Consider the following 15,908-nt stretch of genomic DNA (forward strand, 5'->3'; position numbering starts at 1 on the left):
CGGTGGTGGGGAACTGGGCGGCGCTGAGGTGTTCCCCGGTGACGGAGATCACGGCCGCGTAGTGCGTGTCCTTGTGCGTGTCCACCCCCGCGACGATCAGAGACTGATCGTTCATGGTGTACTTCCCTTCGTTCGTGTTTCAGAATGGGAAGTGGCGGCCGGGCGAGCAGACAAGACGTTGACGAGACCGGGTCGAAGAGGTCAAGCTCCTATGAGGTCATGCCCGCCCGGCCGCCACTTCAGCACCGCCCAGGCCAGACAGATCAAAGCAAAGACAGACCCCTCGCGGGGCCGTCAGTCAAGTTGAGGGTCATGCCCTGAACGGCTGTTTCCAGTATCAACGTCAAGNCCTGAACGGCTGTTTCCAGTATCAACGTCAAGACCCGCTCTTGGTATCAGTGAACCGTGCACGCGCTGCCGCAGCGCAGTTGGGTAGGTCAGCAGCGTCAACGGCCACCATGCATCCGCGCTCCCACGGGCTAGTCCATATCCAAAACCTTGTGCGTCCCGATAAGTAGGAACGCCAGGGTGGTGCCGTCGAAGCTCCAGGCTAGTCGGCCATCCGGCGCGAACGTGGCTTCGAATCGTTTCGGGCTGATCGACTTGAAGCGCTGAATGACCTTGATACGCCGTCTGGTCGCGATACTTCGAGACTCACTCTCGCTACCTTTTCCGGCTGCTTGCAACTGCAGCAGATGAAGGATGTCCCTCTGCGCCTCCAGAGCCTGTTTTCGCAGGTCATCGGATTTCAGTTTTCGGAATTGCCGCTGATAGATGGTGGAGAGGGCTATCTGAATTTCAGCCATTCAGTGCGCGCTCTGCCTCGTCGAGCGACGTGAACGTCGTGAACGGCCCCTTGGCCGCGGCGTCGATCTCGGCGAGTGTCTCGTCGGTCAGCCAATCCTCCTGGGCGACGGGAGCCATCCGCTTGATGACGATCGTGTCGCCGACGATCAGGACGTCGAGCGGATCCCCGACACTGAGCCCGAGCTCGCGGGTCAGTTTGGCGGGTACGGTGATCTGGTTATGCGTACGGAGTGTGAGTATGGCCATGTCAACCTCGAAATTCTTGTTTTCTTAAATTCTAATATATCTGGCCATCGTCAGTCCGTCTAGCTCACGCCGGAACCGGGTCGGGTACTGCCGGGGCAGGCGACTTGGCTCAGCACGCGACGGCGAGACGTCTCGAGGGCATCGCCGCTCGGCATCCGTTTCACGCGGGTGCAAGTACTTTCACCCTCTTGTTTACTTATCGACGGATGCGATCTCAAGAAGGCCTAGGAGGCCGCCGCCAGGCGGTAACCGACGCCGCGCACGGTTTCGATGCGCTCGGCCCCGGAGCTCGTGCGCCCGATCTTTCTGCGCACATTGGCCACGTGTACCTCGAGGGAGCGCCGGTCGGAATCCGTCACGAGACCGCTCGTGACGTAGCTCTCCCCGCGCAACTCCAGAATGAGCTCGGCCTTGCTGTGCACCCAGTTGCTGGGCTGGATCAGGGTCGCAAGCAGGTCGAATTCGCTGCGCGTCAGCAGAACGGATGCCCGTTCCACCTCAACGAGGCGCCGCTCGGGGTTGAGGCGCAGGCCATCGTGCTGCAGCCATCCGCTTTCCAATAGGTCGGGCTCAGCCGCGGCCGGCGCTCGGCGCAGCACGGCGTCGATGCGGGCGCGCAGCTCTCCGGTGCGAAACGGCTTGGCCACGAAATCGTCGGCTCCGGCGCTCAGGCCGCGCACGACGTCGATCTCGTCGAAGCGGGCGGAGATCATGATGATGCTCCGGTCGGTGAGCAGGCGAATGCGCTTGAGGGTTTCGAAACCGTCCATGCCGGGCATGTTGACGTCGAGGGTCGTCAGCGTCGGATTCAGGTCTCGCACGAGCTGCACACCCGCGGCGCCGGTGCGGGCGATCTTCACGACGAATCCGGCCTCGCCGAGGATGGCCTCGAGTACCTCGCCAATGTCGGCGTCATCTTCGATCACCACGGCCACGCGTTCAGCGGTCTCAGCCATGGCGCCCTCCCTGCAGTGCAGAAACGCTGAGCGGCGGCGCAGCCACGGTCACCCCCGCGAGCGGCAGCGTGAGCTCAAACCGACTGCCCGCAGCCGACGAGTGGGCCAGGCGCAGATCGCCGCCGTGCCGCTGGGCGATGTCGCGACTGATGCCGAGGCCCAGCCCGGTACCGGACTGGGTCGACAGCCGCGCCGACTCGGTGCGAAAGTACGGCTCGAAAACCCGCGCGCGATCGGCCGCAGCGATTCCGCATCCGCTGTCGGTGATCGCAAACGTCACCGTGTCACCGTCGCGGGTCTCGCTCACGGTCACCGTGCCGCCGACGCGGTTGTATTTGACGGCGTTGGTGAGCAGATTGTCGAGCACCTGTCGAATGCGGCTCGGGTCGACCTCGGCCCAGGCCGGGGAGGCCGCGGGGACCTCGATGGTGATCTGGCGCGCATCGGCGGCAGCACGGCTCGCCGCATGGGAATGGTCGATGAGTACCCGAATGTCGGTCGCCGCCCGGTGCAGCTCCATCTGCGAGGTGCCGGTGCTGCGCGCCAGCAGCAGATCGGCGAGGATCGTCTCCATTTGTTCGGCGTTCCGCACGATCACCCCGGCCCGCCGCTCGACGGTCTGCGCGTGCTCGCTGGCGCGCTGCACCAGCTCGGCATTGCCCAGAATGGAGGTGAGCGGAGTACGCAGCTCGTGGGTGACCGCCTCGATCAGGTCGTCGCGGGCCCGCACCGCCTGCTCGGTGAGGGCGGTCTGCGCGGCCAGTTCACGACGTTTACGACGGATGCGGGTGCCCGACACCCCCGCTGCCGCCGACATGATGACCATGGTCAGTGGAAAGGCGACGAGGCGGGTGAACTCCTTGGAGTCGAAGTCGGCGTAGCCCGCGAAAAAGCTGCTCGGGCTCGTCGCTGCCACGAGGGCGAGGCAGATCACGAAGCCCCAGGGGCCGAAGGAGTAGGCAATCCAGATGATCGGCAGCATGAGCAGCAGCGCCCCACCCGACAGCATGGGATCGTCAGCTAGTGCGGTCAAGCGGATGCCCACAATATCCACCAGGGGCACCAGTAGAGAGAACCGCTGGAACAGCACTGTGCGGTTCCCGAGCACGGTCGCGAGCGTCGTGAGAGCGATGAGGCCTGCCCCGGTACCGTACAACACCGGGTCCAGGCTGTTCGGACGGCTGAGCAGTAGGGCCGTGCCCACGACGAGCAGCGCCCCAAACACCACAATCTGAAATTCCAGCAGGGATCGGGCGTAGCCCTCGTAGTGCCTCGCCATGCCCATTTACCCCCTGGTTGTAGCCTAACGACCGGCGGCGCCAGTGGGAGCCCCTGAACGGGGCGCAGGGCGCGCGGTCCGCGCGGCGTCGTTCAACCCGGTCACGCGGTGGCGCGCTGTCGCCTGCTCGTGGTCACCAATGCGAGGCCGAGGAGGAGCGCGGCACCACCACCCGCGAGCAGCAACACGGGAGCGTCGTAACCGGTGGAGGCGAGCCCGCTGTAGCCGACATACACCTCGTCCGGCGGGACCAGGGTGCCGGTCACGGCCAGGGGTGACCTGCCTTCGGGAACGTAGGTGGCAGCGGATGCTGCGGCCGGCACGGTAAAGATGGTGAGCGCGGTCAGCGCGGTGAGGGCGAAGAGCTTCTTGAGCATGAGCGAATTCCTGTCAGAACGGTCGTTTTGGCACCAGTGGAGGCGTCGGGTGGGCCTTGAAGGCCTCACCGTATCGACCTTCACCGTAGATATCTACGGGTAGCTGATGATTTCTCACCTATTCGTGCTGACTGTTATGCTCTCCTGGCGCGTTGCGCGACGTGGAACAATTGCGTATGACCAACGAGACTTCGCCCCTGCCGCTCTTCCTCGTGCTGAATGGCCCGAATCTCAATCTTCTCGGCACTCGCGAGCCCGAGCGGTACGGATCCGAAACCCTGCTCGACCTCGAGACGCGCGTCACCGCTGCGGCCGGCCGGCTGAACGTGCGGGTCGAGTTTTTCCAGAGCAACCATGAGGGCGCGCTCATTGACGCCATCCACGGCGCCCGCGGTGGGGCCACCGGAATCATCCTCAACGCAGGGGCCTACACCCACACCTCGATCGCCATTCGCGATGCGATCGTCGGCGTCGCCATCCCCACCGTCGAGGTGCACGTCACCAATGTGCACGCGCGCGAGGAGTTTCGTCATACCTCTTATATCGCCGAGAAAGCGGATGCCGTCATCGCCGGCGCCGGCCTGCTTGGCTATGTCTTCGCACTGGAGCTCCTGGTCGCCAAGTACGGGCGTTGACCCGCTGCGTCAGAGCTAACCGGGGTGCACTGACTTTCGGTGCTGCAATCTTGCTGATGTGGCGGTTGCTTTGGCACGCCCGCCTTGCGCAACTTGTCGCTCGTTGGCCGTCATTGCGAAGCGATACCAGCCGCCGCCGATTGCACACTGCCCGCCGGTAGGGTGGCAGGACGCCCCGACCGAAAGCCGAACCATGCCCGATCTCGTTTTGCGCTCCGTCAGGCAGCCCGGCGACACCACATTCTCGGATGTGCACATAACCGGCGGCATCATCACGCAGATCGTGCCCGCCGGCACAGACTCAACCCGCCCGGCCCCCGCCGTTGCAGGCCCGACGGGCACCCCCGCCGCTGTGGATCTCGAGGGCCGCACCGTCGTCCCCGGCCTCTGGGACGAACACGTGCACCTCACCCAGTGGGCGCTCACCGGCGCTCGGTTCGACCTCTCGGCGGCAGCATCGGCTCGCGAAGCCCTCGAGCTCGTGCGCGCGCAGGCCATTGCTGCGGCGCGGCCGACCCCGCTGATCGGCGTCAGATTTCGCGATGCGATCTGGGCCGACGCGCCCACGCTACGCGGTCTCGATGAGGTGACGCGGGGGCATCCGACCGCTTTGATCAGCCACGATCTGCACTGTGTCTGGCTCAACAGCGCGGCCGCCGAGCGTTTCGGCGTGCGAGTCGACGAGTCCGGACTGCTGCGCGAGCATGCCGCATTCGCCCTCACGATCGCGCTCGGGCAGCTGCCCGATGCTGAGGTTGACGCCCTGGCCACCCAGGCCGGAGCCCGGGCTGCTTCCCGCGGCGTTGTCGGCATCGTCGACTTCGAAATGACCTGGAACCCGGGCGTCTGGCAACGCCGCATCGCCGACGGATTCGACTCCCTGCGCATCGACGCCGGCATCTACCTGGCCGACCTCGACCGCGCCATTGCCGAACGGATGCACACCGGCGACCGCATCGCAGACACCCGCGGCCTGCTCAGCGTGGGGCCGCTTAAGATGCTCATCGACGGTTCGCTGGGAACCCGCACGGCGTTCTGCGTCGACGAGTATCCGGTCGGCGGGCACGGCGTACTCACCGTGAGTGAAGACGACCTGGTCGAGATTCTCGTGAACGCCACCGCGGCCGGGCTGCTGCCCGCGGTGCACGCGATCGGCGATGCGGCGAACACGATCGCGCTCAACGCCTTCGAACGCGCAGCGGCCACCGGACGCATCGAGCACGCCCAGTTTCTGCAGGCCGACGACTTTGCCCGCTTCGCCCGCCTCGGGGTCATCGCGAGCGTGCAGCCGGAGCACGCGCTCGACGACCGCGACACGGTGGAACTGAATTGGGCCGCCGGAGCCAACCGCGTCTTCGCCCTGCGCTCGCTGCTCGACGCCGGCGCGACACTCGCCTTCGGCTCCGACGCCCCCGTCGCACCCCTCGACCCGTTCACCACCATGAGCGCCGCGTCGTCGCGGGCCCGCAGCGACGGCCGCGAACCCTGGCGACCCGACCAGGTCGTGACTCGCGCCCAGGCACTGGCCGCCTCAGCACGCGGACGCACCCGCCTGCGCGTCGGCGACGTCGCCGACATCGCCATCCTCGACGGCGACCCGCTGACCGTCTCCGACGCAGTCTTCGAACGGATGCCCGTCGCCGCGACGCTCCTGGCCGGTCGCGTCACCCACGGAGGAGCCCTCTTCGCGGGCTAGCTGTCCCTGGACGGGTCTCAGTGGACAACTTCGGTGGGTGAAGGTCGGTCGTCACCCACCAAAGTTGTCTACTGAGTCGATGCTGTGAAACTCACGACTCCGACCAGCGGGCGACCTACCCGAACCGACCTGACACGTAGTCCTCGGTCGCCTGCACGCTGGGGTTCGAGAACATCGTGGTCGTATCGTCGTACTCGATCAGCTTGCCGGGCTTGCCGGTGCCCGCAATGTTGAAGAACGCGGTGCGGTCAGACACCCGCGAGGCCTGCTGCATATTGTGCGTCACGATCACGATCGTGTACTCGCTCTTCATCTCCTCGATGAGGTCTTCAATGGCGAGCGTCGAGATCGGGTCGAGCGCGGAGCACGGCTCGTCCATCAGAATCACATCGGGCTCTACCGCAATGGCGCGCGCGATGCAGAGGCGCTGCTGCTGCCCGCCGGAGAGGCCCGATCCGGGACGCGCGAGGCGATCCTTGACCTCGTTCCACAGGTTGGCGCCGCGGAGGGCTTTTTCGGTGAGGTCGTCGGCATCCGTTTTGCTCATGCGACGGTTGTTGAGCTTGACGCCGGCCAGCACGTTGTCCTGAATCGACATGGTCGGAAACGGGTTCGGCCGCTGAAAGACCATGCCGACCTGGCGGCGCACGAGCACCGGGTCAACCCCGGGTCCATAGAGGTTGTTGCCGTCGATGAGCACTTCACCCTCGACGCGCGCGCCGGGGATGACCTCGTGCATGCGGTTCAGCGTGCGAATGAACGTCGATTTTCCGCATCCGCTCGGCCCGATGAACGCGGTCACCGTGCGGGGTTCGATCACGATCGACACGCCTTCGACGGCGAGAAAGTTGCTGTAGTAGACGTTGAGGTCGTTGACTTCGATGCGCTTGGACATGAGTCCCTTTCTAAGAAGTGTTAGCGGCCCAGCTTGGGCGAGAACCAGTGGGCGATGAGGCGGGCGAGTCCGTTGAGCAGCATCACGATGAGAATCAGGGTGAGCGCCCCGGCCCAGGCCCGGTCGATATATGCCTGCGAATCCGCTCCCTGGTTGGCGTATTGCGTGTACACGAACACCGGCAGCGTCATCATCCGCTCACCGAACAGGTCATAGTTCATGCTCGAGGTGAATCCGGCGATGATCAGCAGCGGAGCGGTCTCACCGATGACCCGGGCGATCGACAGCATCACACCGGTGACGATTCCGGCAATGGATGTCGGCAGCACGACCTTGAGAATGGTCAGCCATTTCGGCACCCCGAGGGCAAAAGCGGCCTCGCGCAGTTCGTTCGGCACGAGCTTGAGCATCTCTTCGCTCGAGCGCACCACGACCGGAATCATCAGCACCGACAGCGCGATCGCCCCGCCGAATCCAAAGCGGATGCCCGGGTCGTCAAACAGCAGCGCGAACAGCGCGAAGGCGAACAGCCCGGCAACGATCGAGGGGATCCCGGTCATCACGTCGACGAAGAAGGTGATGGCTTTGGCGAGCTTGCCACGGCCGTACTCGACCAGGTAGATCGAGGCCAGCAGCCCGATCGGCACCGAGATGAGCGTGGCCATTCCGGTCACCATGAGCGTGCCGATGACCGCGTGCAGCACGCCGCCGCCGGCACCGACCACGTTGCGCTGCGAGGAGGTGAAGAACGTCGGCGTCAGAAACGCGGGCAGCCCGTTGACCACGGTCGTGTAGATGATCGACACGAGGGGCAGCAGCGCGATGACGAAGGCCGCCGTCACGAGCGCCGTCATCAAGCGGTCCTTGGCCTTACGCGAACCCTCGACCAGTCGGGAGAGCACGTAGATGGCCACGCAGTACAGCACCGTGCCGAACACGACCGTGCCGACGACGTTGAAGCCGTCGACGCTGCCCGACAGAAACAGCATGGCGAAAAACGCGGCTGAAACGGCCCAGCTGGCCAGCAGTACCCAGAGCGAGGAACGGCGGGGCAGCTTGCCCGCGGTAAGCGAGTTGGTCAGCGGCGAAGCTTCCAAAACGGATGTCATCAGTTGGCTCCCGAAAATGCCTTACGGCTGTTGATAATGACGCGGGCCAGCATGTTCACGAGCAGGGTGACCACGAACAGCATGAGGCCGGTTGCCAGCAGAATATTCACGCCGACGCCGTGTGCCTCCGGAAAGTTCAGCGCGATATTCGAGGCGATCGTGTTCGAATTCTGTGAGGTCAGCAGCTGAAAGATGACCTCGGAACTGGGGGAGAGCACCATGGCCACGGCCATGGTCTCACCGAGGGCCCGGCCGAGGCCGAGCATCGAGGCCGAGATAATGCCGGGCAGTCCGAACGGCAGCACCGCCATGCGGATCATTTCCCAGCGCGTTGCACCGAGGGCCAGAGCGGCTTCCTCGTGCAGCAGCGGCGTCTGCAGAAAGATCTCGCGGCAGATGGCGGTGATGATCGGCAGAATCATGACGGCGAGCACGATGGCCACCGTGAAGATGGTGCGACCGGTGCCCGAGACGGGGCCCTGGAACGGGGTGAACCACCCGAACCACTCGACCAAGGTGGTGTAGAACGGCTGCACCATCGGGGCGAGCACGCCGATGCCCCAGAGCCCGAAGACCACCGAGGGAACGGCAGCGAGCAGGTCGACCAGGTAGCCGAGGCCCTGCGCGAGCTTACGAGGGGCGAAGTGCGAGATGAACAACGCAATGCCGATAGCGACGGGCACTGCCATGAGCAGGGCCAAAATAGCCGAGTAGATGGTGCCGAAGACCAACGGGCCCACGTACGACCAGAAGTTGGTCACGTCACCGCTGAAATCATCGGGTGCGGCGACAAACGCCGGCAGGCTCTCCACGAGGAGGAAGACTGCCACGGCAGCGAGCATGGCAAGAATCAGGCTGCCGGCAATGACGGTGGCAGAGGAGAAGATGCGGTCACCCGGTCGTTGCCTGGCCTTGATGGTCGTGGCGGCAGCTGTGGTCATGCCGGGGTCTCCCTAGAAAACAAAAACTGGTGAAATCCTGATGCCGGGTATCGGTGTTGGGGTGCGAACGTCAATAAAAAGACGTACACACCCCAGTCTGCCCGATCAGCTCCCGCACATGTGCGAAAAGCTGACCGGGCAGGTGTGTCCAGGTGTTACTTGACGGTCGCGAGAACAGCGGCGACGTTGGCTTCGAGCTCGGAAGTCATCGGTGCAACGCCGGCGTTTTCTGCGGCAACGGCCTGCCCTTCGGCGCTGGAGATGAACTCGATGTAAGCCTTGACGAGCTCGCCCTGGGCGGCATCGGCGTACTCGTTGCAGACGATCGCGTAGCTCACCAGAACCAGCGGGTATTCCGCCGGGTTGGTGGTCTTGCGGTTCAGGTCAAGCGCGAGGTCGTCGGCTGCGCGGTCGGCCACGAGGGGTGATCCGGCAACAACCTCGGCCGCGGCCTCGGGGGTGTAAGCAACGAAGTCGGTGCCGACCATGAGCTTGGCGGTGCTGAGGTCTCCGGCCTGCGAAGCGTCGGCGTAGCCGATCATGTTCGTGCCGTTGGTGACAGCGTCAACAACGCCCGAGGTGCCCTTGGCGCCTTCACCGTCGAACGGGAAGGTGTCGGAGGCCTCTTCGGTCCACACGCTTGGTGCGGTCTGGCCGAGGTAATCGCTGAAGTTCTTCGTGGTGCCCGAGTCGTCCGAGCGGTGCACGGCGTTGATCGTTGCGGCCGGGAGGGTCGCGTCGGGGTTCAGCGCGACGATTGCGGCGTCATCCCAGCTGGTGATCGCGCCGGAGAAGATCTTGGCGAGCGTGTCAGCGTCGATGTTGAGTTCGTCAACACCCTCGACGTTGAAGATCACGGCGATGGGGGAGATGTAGACCGGCAGGTCGACAGCCTTGGTGTCGGGAGCGCAGGAAGCGAAGGTTCCCGCGAGCTCGTCGTCGCCCAGGTAGGAGTCGCTGCCGGCGAAGTCGGTGCCGCCGGCGATGAAGGCTTCGCGGCCGCCGCCGGAGCCGGAGGGCTCGTAGTTGATGGTGACGCCGTTGTTGGCGATCTGGAAGGCAGCGATCCAGGCCTGCTGGGCGGCGTCCATTGCGGAGGAACCGGCGCCGTTCAGGGTGCCGGTGAGCGTGCTCGCAGATGCCTCGTCGCCGGTGGTGGCAACATCGCCTTCATTTGCTGCACAGGAGGAGAGTGCGAGGCCTGCGGCAATGGCGATGACCGCGGGGCGGCCGAAACGCTTGAAGTTCACGTGAATCCCTTTCAAGAAGAACAAGACATGATTGCTGGTGCATGGGCCGGTGCTGACCCGTAGACGACGCTAAGTAAATGAAGTAACCGCCGACCGACGCCAAGGTAAACGGAAGGTTAACGGGCGATAACGTTTCCGGCGTGGGCGGGCCGTGATGCGGGGCATCCGTTCTATGAAGCGGTCGCCAGGCAGATGGCCGAGGCGGAGTCGGTGAGCATTTGGGATGCACTGCGCCGGGGCCGATTATAGGACTGAATTGCCAAAAGGCAATCTCATACCATAAGCTTGATCCTTGGTGTCTGGTGTCGTCTTTTGTGGCGTGTCTGGCACCAATCCCGCGTGACCAGCATTCAATACAGAGCGACAGTGAGGGTATGGCCAAAAAAGACGGTGTCATCGAAATCGAGGGCGCGGTAGTCGAAGCTCTGCCCAACGCGATGTTTCGCGTTGAGCTGTCAAACGGCCATCGAGTTCTTGCCCACATCTCGGGCAAGATGCGTCAGCACTACATCCGTATCCTCCCAGAGGACCGCGTGATCGTTGAGTTGAGCCCGTACGACTTGACCCGCGGCCGGATTGTCTACCGCTACAAGTAACGACTGCTGTAAGTAACGGCCGACGGCATCCCGTTGGTACGAAGACAGCGAAAAACAAGGAATCACCATGAAGGTCAAGCCCAGCGTCAAAAAGATCTGTGACAAGTGCAAGGTCATCCGCCGCAACGGCAACGTGATGGTCATCTGCGAGAACCCGCGTCACAAGCAGCGCCAGGGATAATCTCTCTCTTCGAGATTCACCTGCATAAGTAAATAGCAGTTCCGGGAGCCCTTCGGGGTGACACCATCGGTTGGAGGCCGGTGTACAGGAACTGTTACAGACCTCCATCACTAAACAGGAGACACAATGGCACGTCTAGCCGGCGTCGACATCCCGCGCGATAAGCGCGTGGAAGTTGCATTGACATACATTTACGGTGTTGGCCGTACGAGGGCCCTCAAGACCCTCGCCGACACTGGAATCGACGGAAACATCCGCGTCAAGGATTTGAGCGACGACCAGCTCGTCCTTCTCCGCGACTACGTCGAGGGAACCTTCAAGGTTGAGGGTGACCTCCGCCGCGAGGTTGCCGCTGACATCCGCCGCAAGGTTGAAATTGGCAGCTACGAGGGCATCCGCCACCGCAAGGGCCTGCCCGTTCGCGGTCAGCGCACCAAGACCAACGCTCGCACCCGCAAGGGCCCGAAGCGCACCGTAGCCGGCAAGAAGAAGGCGCGCTAGGCCTCGGCCTAGCCCGCTAACGCCTTTAGGATTCAGGAGAAATTCATGGCACAACCCAAGTCGGCCGTACGGAAGCCGCGTAAGAAAGAAAAGAAGAACATTGCTGTGGGCCAGGCTCACATCAAGAGCACCTTCAACAACACGATCGTGTCGATCACCGACACGACCGGTGCCGTCATCAGCTGGGCCTCTTCGGGCCAGGTTGGTTTCAAGGGTTCGCGCAAGTCGACCCCCTTCGCAGCACAGCTGGCCGCCGAATCGGCTGCCCGCCAGGCGCAGGAACACGGCATGAAGAAGGTTGACGTCTTCGTCAAGGGACCCGGCTCAGGCCGCGAGACCGCGATCCGTTCGCTGCAGGCCGCTGGCCTCGAGGTCGGATCGATCAACGACGTGACGCCCCAGGCTCACAATGGATGCCGTCCGCCCAAGCGCCGCCGCGTCTAAAGCACTCGCTGTCATCTCGACGGGCTCGGCACTTGAATGGCGCCGAGCCCCGTCGGGACTCTTTTCTTTCAACTTTTCACACTCTCGTCATTGCAAGTGTCATATAGCGGACACTTAGCCGAAAGGAATCAACAGTGCTTATTGCACAGCGTCCAACGCTCACCGAAGAGAACATCTCGGAGTTCCGTTCACGGTTCATCATTGAGCCGCTCGAACCTGGCTTCGGCTACACCCTCGGCAACTCGCTTCGCCGTACTCTGCTCTCCTCGATTCCCGGCGCTGCTGTAACCAGCATCCGTATCGATGGCGTGCTGCACGAGTTCAGCACCGTCCCCGGTGTGAAGGAAGATGTCACCGAGATCATCCTGAACATCAAGGGCCTCGTCGTCTCGAGCGAGCACGACGAGCCCATCACCGCGTACCTGCGCAAGCAGGGTGCCGGCCAGGTTACCGCCGCTGACATTTCGGCTCCGGCCGGCGTCGAGGTGCACAACCCGGAACTGGTCATCGCAACCCTCAACGACAAGGCGAAGTTCGAACTCGAACTGACCATTGAGCGTGGCCGTGGTTACGTGTCCAGCACCCAGAACCGCAACGAGTTCTCCGAAGCCGGCCAGATTCCGGTCGACTCGATCTACTCGCCCGTGCTCAAGGTGACTTATCGGGTCGAGGCAACTCGTGCCGGAGAGCGCACTGACTTCGATCGCCTCGTCGTTGACGTGGAGACCAAGTCGGCCATCTCGCCGCGCGACGCCATCGCCTCCTCTGGTCGCACCCTGACCGAGCTGTTCGGCCTGGCCCGCGAGCTCAACACCGCAGCCGAGGGCATCGAGATCGGCCCAGCGCCGGTTGACGCTGTGCTCTCGACCGAGCTTTCGATTCCGATCGAAGACCTCGACCTGTCGGTGCGCTCGTACAACTGCCTCAAGCGCGAAGGCATCAACAACGTCAGCGAACTGGTCGCCCTGTCGGAGACCCAGCTGATGAACATCCGCAACTTCGGGCAGAAGTCGGTTGACGAAGTGAAGGACAAGCTCGTTGAGCTCGGCCTGTCACTGAAGGATTCGGTTCCCGGATTCGACGGCGCGCACTTCTACAGCGGCTACGAAGAAGAGACCAACTAAGGCTCGGCTTCCCGCTGCCTTTCGATTTTTTGATACTGGAGATTACCAATGCCTAAGCCCACAAAGGGCCCCCGTCTCGGTGGCGGCCCGGCGCATGAGCGCCTCATGCTTGCGAACCTGGCCGCGGCCCTGTTCACCCACAAGTCGATCAAGACGACCGAGACCCGTGCCAAGCGCCTGCGTCCGCTCGCCGAGCGCATGGTGCAGTTCGCCAAGCGCGGCGACCTGCACGCCCGTCGTCGCGTTCTCGCGACGATCACCGACAAGTCCGTCGTGCACGAGCTGTTCACGGTCATCGCCCCGCAGGTCAACGAGCGTCAGGGCGGCTACACCCGCATCACGAAGCTTGGTTTCCGCAAGGGTGACAACGCGTCCATGGTGCAGATGGAGCTCGTTCTCGAGCCCCTGACCCCCAAGGTCAAGCGTTCCAAGACCGCGACCGTTGCCGCGACCCCCGTCGGGTCCGAGAACGTCGTTGTCGAAGACGTAGTTACTGAAGACGTAGTTACTGAAGACGTAGTCGTCGAAGACGCTGCCGTCGAAGAGACCGTCGTAGCCGAAGATGCAGCCGTCGAAGACGCTGCGCCCGAGGCCGACAAGAAGTAGCACCACCACCGAAGGGGGGGCCCACGAAAGTGGGCCCCCCCTTTTGCGCCCACCAGGTCGTCGAGAGCGCAAAAAGTGCCCGATTGGACGCCTCAATCGGGCACTTTTTGCGCTCTCGACGAAAGATAGGGTGGAGGGATGGTTGATTACGAGACATCGTTGACGGAACGCGTTGGGGATGCCCCGGCGCCGGTGGTTCCGTCGCACCCGGACGTCGCTGGGTGGCGAGCGGCTACCGAGAGCGACATCGACGGCATCTGGCAGCTGCGCCAGGCCATGGGCGAGGTCGATCACCCCAACTACCTCACGGCCCGCGGCGCGATCGCCGCCGACTTCGGCTACTCGCACTTTCACCCTGAGCTCGATTCGCTGGTGGGTCTCGACCAGACCGGCCGCATTGTCGCTGTCGGCATGGTCATGTTCCCGCCACGCCAGGTGACCCTCGCACGCTCGCTGCCGATCGGCGGGGTACACCCGCTGCTACGCGGACGCGGCATCGGACGCCAGCTGCTGGACTGGCAGCTCGCGCGAGCGAAGCAGCAGCTCGCCTCGTCGGCCAGCACTGTGCCCGGCTGGATCCTGACCTATGCCGAAGAACGTTCCCCGCAGAACGCCGCCCTGTTCGAGCACGCTGGCCTCAGCCTGGCGCGCTATTTTCTCACCCTGGAACGACCGCTGGATGCCCCGGCGCGGGCAATCGACCCGGCCGACGGCATCCGTATCGCCGCGTTCACCACCGAGGCCTCGGCCGAGGTGCACGCCGCCCGCGACGACGCATTCATGGACCACTGGGGCAGCCAGCCGATGAGCGATGAGAACTGGAATGCCTTCGTCGGCGGCAAATGGTTTCGCCCCGACCTGTCGTTCGTGGCCTACGGCACAGACCGCGCCAACATCGAGCAGGTTGTCGGCTTCGTGCTCTCGACCGCGAACGAGAACGTCTGGGCCACCCAGGGGTTCACCGGCAGCTATATCGACCTGGTCGGCGTCTTGAGCGGATGGCGCGGCCGCCACATCGCGCAATCCCTCCTGGCCGCCCAGCTGGCCGCGGGGCAGGCGCTCGGCCACGAGCGGGTGACCCTCGCGGTCGACTCCGCGAGTCCCACCGGCGCTCTTGGCCTGTACACCGGAATGGGCTTCGTGCCTACCCACAAGAAGATGGCGTACTCGCTCGAGTTCTGAGTCTGGCCCCGTTCAGGGCGACGGATAGGGTGAAGCATGACCGATCACACGACTCCACTCTCTACGCGCGTGACCGCTCCCGCGCAGCTCCCCGTTCCCGAGCACGCCGAGGTCGCGCTGTGGCGCCCGGCGACTCCCGCCGATATCGACGCCATCTGGGAGCTGGAGAAGGCGATCGGCCGCGCCGACCACCCCAACTATGTGCTGGAGCGCGATCAGATCGCCGAGATCTTCGACTTCTCGTTCGTCGACCCGGCGACCGACACGCTCGTCGCTCTCGACGCCGACGGTCACGTCGTCGCCGACGGCCTGGTCGTGCTGCAGCCCGGGCAAGAAACCCTAGTGAAGTCCAACCTGAGCGGTGGGGTGCTGCCCGAGATGCGCGACCGGGGCATCGGGCGCGAGCTGCTGGGCTGGCAGGTCGCCCGGGCCCACCAGCAACTCGCGACCTCCGACAAGCTGCTGCCCGGCTGGATCTCCACCTTCTGCGACGAGCGCGCCCCGCAGAACGGGCGCCTCTACGAACGGTTCGGTTTGGCCTGCACGCGTTACTTTCTCACCCTCGACCGTATGCTCGCCGACCCGATCCGCGAGGTCACGGTGGGCGCGGGCATCCGCTTGGCCGGGTACACACCCGAGCTGTCAGCCGCCGTACACGCCGCGCGCAATGCCGCCTTCATGGACCACTGGTCTAGCCAGCCCATTCCCGACGAGAGTTGGAACGCGTACGTCGCCGGGCCGTCGTTCCAGAACGACCTCTCCTTCGTCGCCTTCGCAACCGAACCCGATGGCACCGAGCACGTCGTCGGTTTCGTCATGACGAGCGTCAACGAAGAAGACTGGGCAGCGGCCGGCTACCGCAGCAGCTACATCGGCCTGGTCGGTGTGCTGAGCGGATGGCGCGGCCGCCACATCGCGCAGGCCCTGTTGGCCGCGCAGCTGGCCGCCAGCCGCACCGCCGGGCACGAGCGGGCCACCCTCGACGTGGACTCGGCGAGTCCGACCGGCGCGCTCGACCTGTACACGGGCATGGGCTTCTTCGCCACCCAGCGTGAGTTGGCCTACGTGCTCGAGTTCTGAAGC

The 15,908-nt window shown here is 64.2% G+C and carries 19 protein-coding genes; 10 read left to right on the forward strand and 9 right to left on the reverse strand.

Annotation, left to right across the window (positions count from 1 at the left end):
* Positions 1 to 479: 479 nt before the first annotated feature.
* The 5 genes from E3T41_RS17290 to E3T41_RS17310 all read right to left on the reverse strand — a co-directional run bounded on the left by E3T41_RS17290 (position 480) and on the right by E3T41_RS17310 (position 3,665).
* Entirely contained in the window at positions 480 to 806 is a 327-nt protein-coding gene (locus E3T41_RS17290; protein ID WP_092453178.1) for a hypothetical protein, read from the reverse strand.
* Positions 799 to 1,053 carry an AbrB/MazE/SpoVT family DNA-binding domain-containing protein gene (locus tag E3T41_RS17295; protein WP_092453175.1) on the reverse strand — a complete coding sequence of 85 codons (255 nt, stop codon included), beginning with the start codon at positions 1,051 to 1,053 and terminating at the stop codon, positions 799 to 801. Before E3T41_RS17295 ends, E3T41_RS17290 begins: the two co-directional genes overlap by 8 nt.
* Before the next feature lie 224 nt (positions 1,054 to 1,277).
* Complete coding sequence (locus E3T41_RS17300) at positions 1,278 to 2,009, reverse strand: response regulator transcription factor (RefSeq protein ID WP_134479485.1); 732 nt, start codon at positions 2,007 to 2,009, stop codon at positions 1,278 to 1,280.
* Positions 2,002 to 3,288 carry a cell wall metabolism sensor histidine kinase WalK gene (locus E3T41_RS17305; protein ID WP_166791608.1) on the reverse strand — a complete coding sequence of 429 codons (1,287 nt, stop codon included), beginning with the start codon at positions 3,286 to 3,288 and terminating at the stop codon, positions 2,002 to 2,004. Before E3T41_RS17305 ends, E3T41_RS17300 begins: the two co-directional genes overlap by 8 nt.
* 101 nt (positions 3,289 to 3,389) lie before the next feature.
* Positions 3,390 to 3,665, reverse strand: coding sequence for an LPXTG cell wall anchor domain-containing protein (locus tag E3T41_RS17310; protein WP_092449475.1), 276 nt, complete (start codon positions 3,663 to 3,665; stop codon positions 3,390 to 3,392).
* A gap of 176 nt (positions 3,666 to 3,841) precedes the next feature.
* Here E3T41_RS17310 and aroQ point away from each other — a divergent pair, with 176 nt between their 5' ends.
* Together aroQ and E3T41_RS17320 are read left to right on the forward strand one after the other, a co-directional pair.
* Positions 3,842 to 4,300: a type II 3-dehydroquinate dehydratase gene (aroQ, locus tag E3T41_RS17315; protein WP_092449477.1), complete on the forward strand. Its 459-nt coding sequence runs from the start codon at positions 3,842 to 3,844 to the stop codon at positions 4,298 to 4,300.
* 193 nt (positions 4,301 to 4,493) lie between these two features.
* Positions 4,494 to 5,996 (forward strand): amidohydrolase, encoded by a 1,503-nt coding sequence (locus tag E3T41_RS17320; protein WP_134479487.1) that lies wholly within the window; start codon positions 4,494 to 4,496, stop codon positions 5,994 to 5,996.
* Positions 5,997 to 6,111: 115 nt separating this feature from the next.
* On the opposite strand, the gene pstB is transcribed toward E3T41_RS17320, so the two are convergent.
* From pstB to pstS, 4 genes are all read right to left on the reverse strand, one after another.
* Complete coding sequence (gene pstB / locus E3T41_RS17325; RefSeq protein WP_092449481.1) at positions 6,112 to 6,891, reverse strand: phosphate ABC transporter ATP-binding protein PstB; 780 nt, start codon at positions 6,889 to 6,891, stop codon at positions 6,112 to 6,114.
* 20 nt (positions 6,892 to 6,911) lie between these two features.
* Entirely contained in the window at positions 6,912 to 8,000 is a 1,089-nt protein-coding gene (gene pstA, locus E3T41_RS17330) for a phosphate ABC transporter permease PstA (protein ID WP_092449483.1), read from the reverse strand.
* Positions 8,000 to 8,941, reverse strand: coding sequence for a phosphate ABC transporter permease subunit PstC (pstC, locus tag E3T41_RS17335; protein ID WP_092449485.1), 942 nt, complete (start codon positions 8,939 to 8,941; stop codon positions 8,000 to 8,002). Before pstC ends, pstA begins: the two co-directional genes overlap by 1 nt.
* A gap of 155 nt (positions 8,942 to 9,096) precedes the next feature.
* Positions 9,097 to 10,191 (reverse strand): phosphate ABC transporter substrate-binding protein PstS, encoded by a 1,095-nt coding sequence (gene pstS, locus E3T41_RS17340; protein ID WP_104132213.1) that lies wholly within the window; start codon positions 10,189 to 10,191, stop codon positions 9,097 to 9,099.
* Between the two features lie 374 nt (positions 10,192 to 10,565).
* Here pstS and infA point away from each other — a divergent pair, with 374 nt between their 5' ends.
* From infA to E3T41_RS17380, 8 genes are all read left to right on the forward strand, one after another.
* A complete protein-coding gene (gene infA, locus E3T41_RS17345) occupies positions 10,566 to 10,787 on the forward strand; it encodes a translation initiation factor IF-1 (RefSeq protein WP_035834638.1) in 222 nt (73 codons plus the stop codon).
* Positions 10,788 to 10,854: 67 nt separating this feature from the next.
* The gene (gene rpmJ / locus E3T41_RS17350) at positions 10,855 to 10,968 is read left to right on the forward strand and encodes a 50S ribosomal protein L36 (protein ID WP_035834639.1); all 114 of its coding nucleotides are present in this window, start codon (positions 10,855 to 10,857) and stop codon (positions 10,966 to 10,968) included.
* Between the two features lie 126 nt (positions 10,969 to 11,094).
* Positions 11,095 to 11,469, forward strand: coding sequence for a 30S ribosomal protein S13 (gene rpsM, locus E3T41_RS17355; RefSeq protein ID WP_092449488.1), 375 nt, complete (start codon positions 11,095 to 11,097; stop codon positions 11,467 to 11,469).
* Between the two features lie 45 nt (positions 11,470 to 11,514).
* A complete protein-coding gene (gene rpsK / locus E3T41_RS17360; protein WP_035834641.1) occupies positions 11,515 to 11,913 on the forward strand; it encodes a 30S ribosomal protein S11 in 399 nt (132 codons plus the stop codon).
* Positions 11,914 to 12,047: 134 nt separating this feature from the next.
* Complete coding sequence (locus E3T41_RS17365) at positions 12,048 to 13,037, forward strand: DNA-directed RNA polymerase subunit alpha (protein ID WP_092339419.1); 990 nt, start codon at positions 12,048 to 12,050, stop codon at positions 13,035 to 13,037.
* A gap of 48 nt (positions 13,038 to 13,085) precedes the next feature.
* A complete protein-coding gene (gene rplQ, locus E3T41_RS17370; protein ID WP_092449490.1) occupies positions 13,086 to 13,643 on the forward strand; it encodes a 50S ribosomal protein L17 in 558 nt (185 codons plus the stop codon).
* Between the two features lie 138 nt (positions 13,644 to 13,781).
* Entirely contained in the window at positions 13,782 to 14,825 is a 1,044-nt protein-coding gene (locus tag E3T41_RS17375; RefSeq protein ID WP_134479488.1) for a GNAT family N-acetyltransferase, read from the forward strand.
* 36 nt (positions 14,826 to 14,861) lie between these two features.
* A complete protein-coding gene (locus E3T41_RS17380; protein ID WP_134479489.1) occupies positions 14,862 to 15,905 on the forward strand; it encodes a GNAT family N-acetyltransferase in 1,044 nt (347 codons plus the stop codon).
* Positions 15,906 to 15,908 lie beyond the last annotated feature (3 nt).

This window comes from Cryobacterium sp. Hh38 (assembly GCF_004403235.1).
In the GTDB taxonomy this organism is placed as follows: domain Bacteria; phylum Actinomycetota; class Actinomycetes; order Actinomycetales; family Microbacteriaceae; genus Cryobacterium; species Cryobacterium levicorallinum.

Excerpts from the sequence above, each read along its gene's own strand:
- rpsK (WP_035834641.1), top strand. The coding sequence starts at position 11,515 with ATGGCACAACCCAAGTCGGCCGTACGGAAGCCGCGTAAGAAAGAAAAG.
- E3T41_RS17310 (WP_092449475.1), bottom strand. The coding sequence starts at position 3,665 with ATGCTCAAGAAGCTCTTCGCCCTCACCGCGCTGACCGCGCTCACCATC.
- rpmJ (WP_035834639.1), top strand. The coding sequence starts at position 10,855 with ATGAAGGTCAAGCCCAGCGTCAAAAAGATCTGTGACAAGTGCAAGGTC.
- E3T41_RS17300 (WP_134479485.1), bottom strand. The coding sequence starts at position 2,009 with ATGGCTGAGACCGCTGAACGCGTGGCCGTGGTGATCGAAGATGACGCC.
- E3T41_RS17320 (WP_134479487.1), top strand. The coding sequence starts at position 4,494 with ATGCCCGATCTCGTTTTGCGCTCCGTCAGGCAGCCCGGCGACACCACA.
- rplQ (WP_092449490.1), top strand. The coding sequence starts at position 13,086 with ATGCCTAAGCCCACAAAGGGCCCCCGTCTCGGTGGCGGCCCGGCGCAT.
- pstB (WP_092449481.1), bottom strand. The coding sequence starts at position 6,891 with ATGTCCAAGCGCATCGAAGTCAACGACCTCAACGTCTACTACAGCAAC.
- E3T41_RS17290 (WP_092453178.1), bottom strand. The coding sequence starts at position 806 with ATGGCTGAAATTCAGATAGCCCTCTCCACCATCTATCAGCGGCAATTC.
- E3T41_RS17380 (WP_134479489.1), top strand. The coding sequence starts at position 14,862 with ATGACCGATCACACGACTCCACTCTCTACGCGCGTGACCGCTCCCGCG.
- E3T41_RS17305 (WP_166791608.1), bottom strand. The coding sequence starts at position 3,288 with ATGGCGAGGCACTACGAGGGCTACGCCCGATCCCTGCTGGAATTTCAG.
- E3T41_RS17295 (WP_092453175.1), bottom strand. The coding sequence starts at position 1,053 with ATGGCCATACTCACACTCCGTACGCATAACCAGATCACCGTACCCGCC.
- E3T41_RS17375 (WP_134479488.1), top strand. The coding sequence starts at position 13,782 with ATGGTTGATTACGAGACATCGTTGACGGAACGCGTTGGGGATGCCCCG.
- pstA (WP_092449483.1), bottom strand. The coding sequence starts at position 8,000 with ATGACATCCGTTTTGGAAGCTTCGCCGCTGACCAACTCGCTTACCGCG.
- pstC (WP_092449485.1), bottom strand. The coding sequence starts at position 8,941 with ATGACCACAGCTGCCGCCACGACCATCAAGGCCAGGCAACGACCGGGT.
- rpsM (WP_092449488.1), top strand. The coding sequence starts at position 11,095 with ATGGCACGTCTAGCCGGCGTCGACATCCCGCGCGATAAGCGCGTGGAA.
- aroQ (WP_092449477.1), top strand. The coding sequence starts at position 3,842 with ATGACCAACGAGACTTCGCCCCTGCCGCTCTTCCTCGTGCTGAATGGC.
- infA (WP_035834638.1), top strand. The coding sequence starts at position 10,566 with ATGGCCAAAAAAGACGGTGTCATCGAAATCGAGGGCGCGGTAGTCGAA.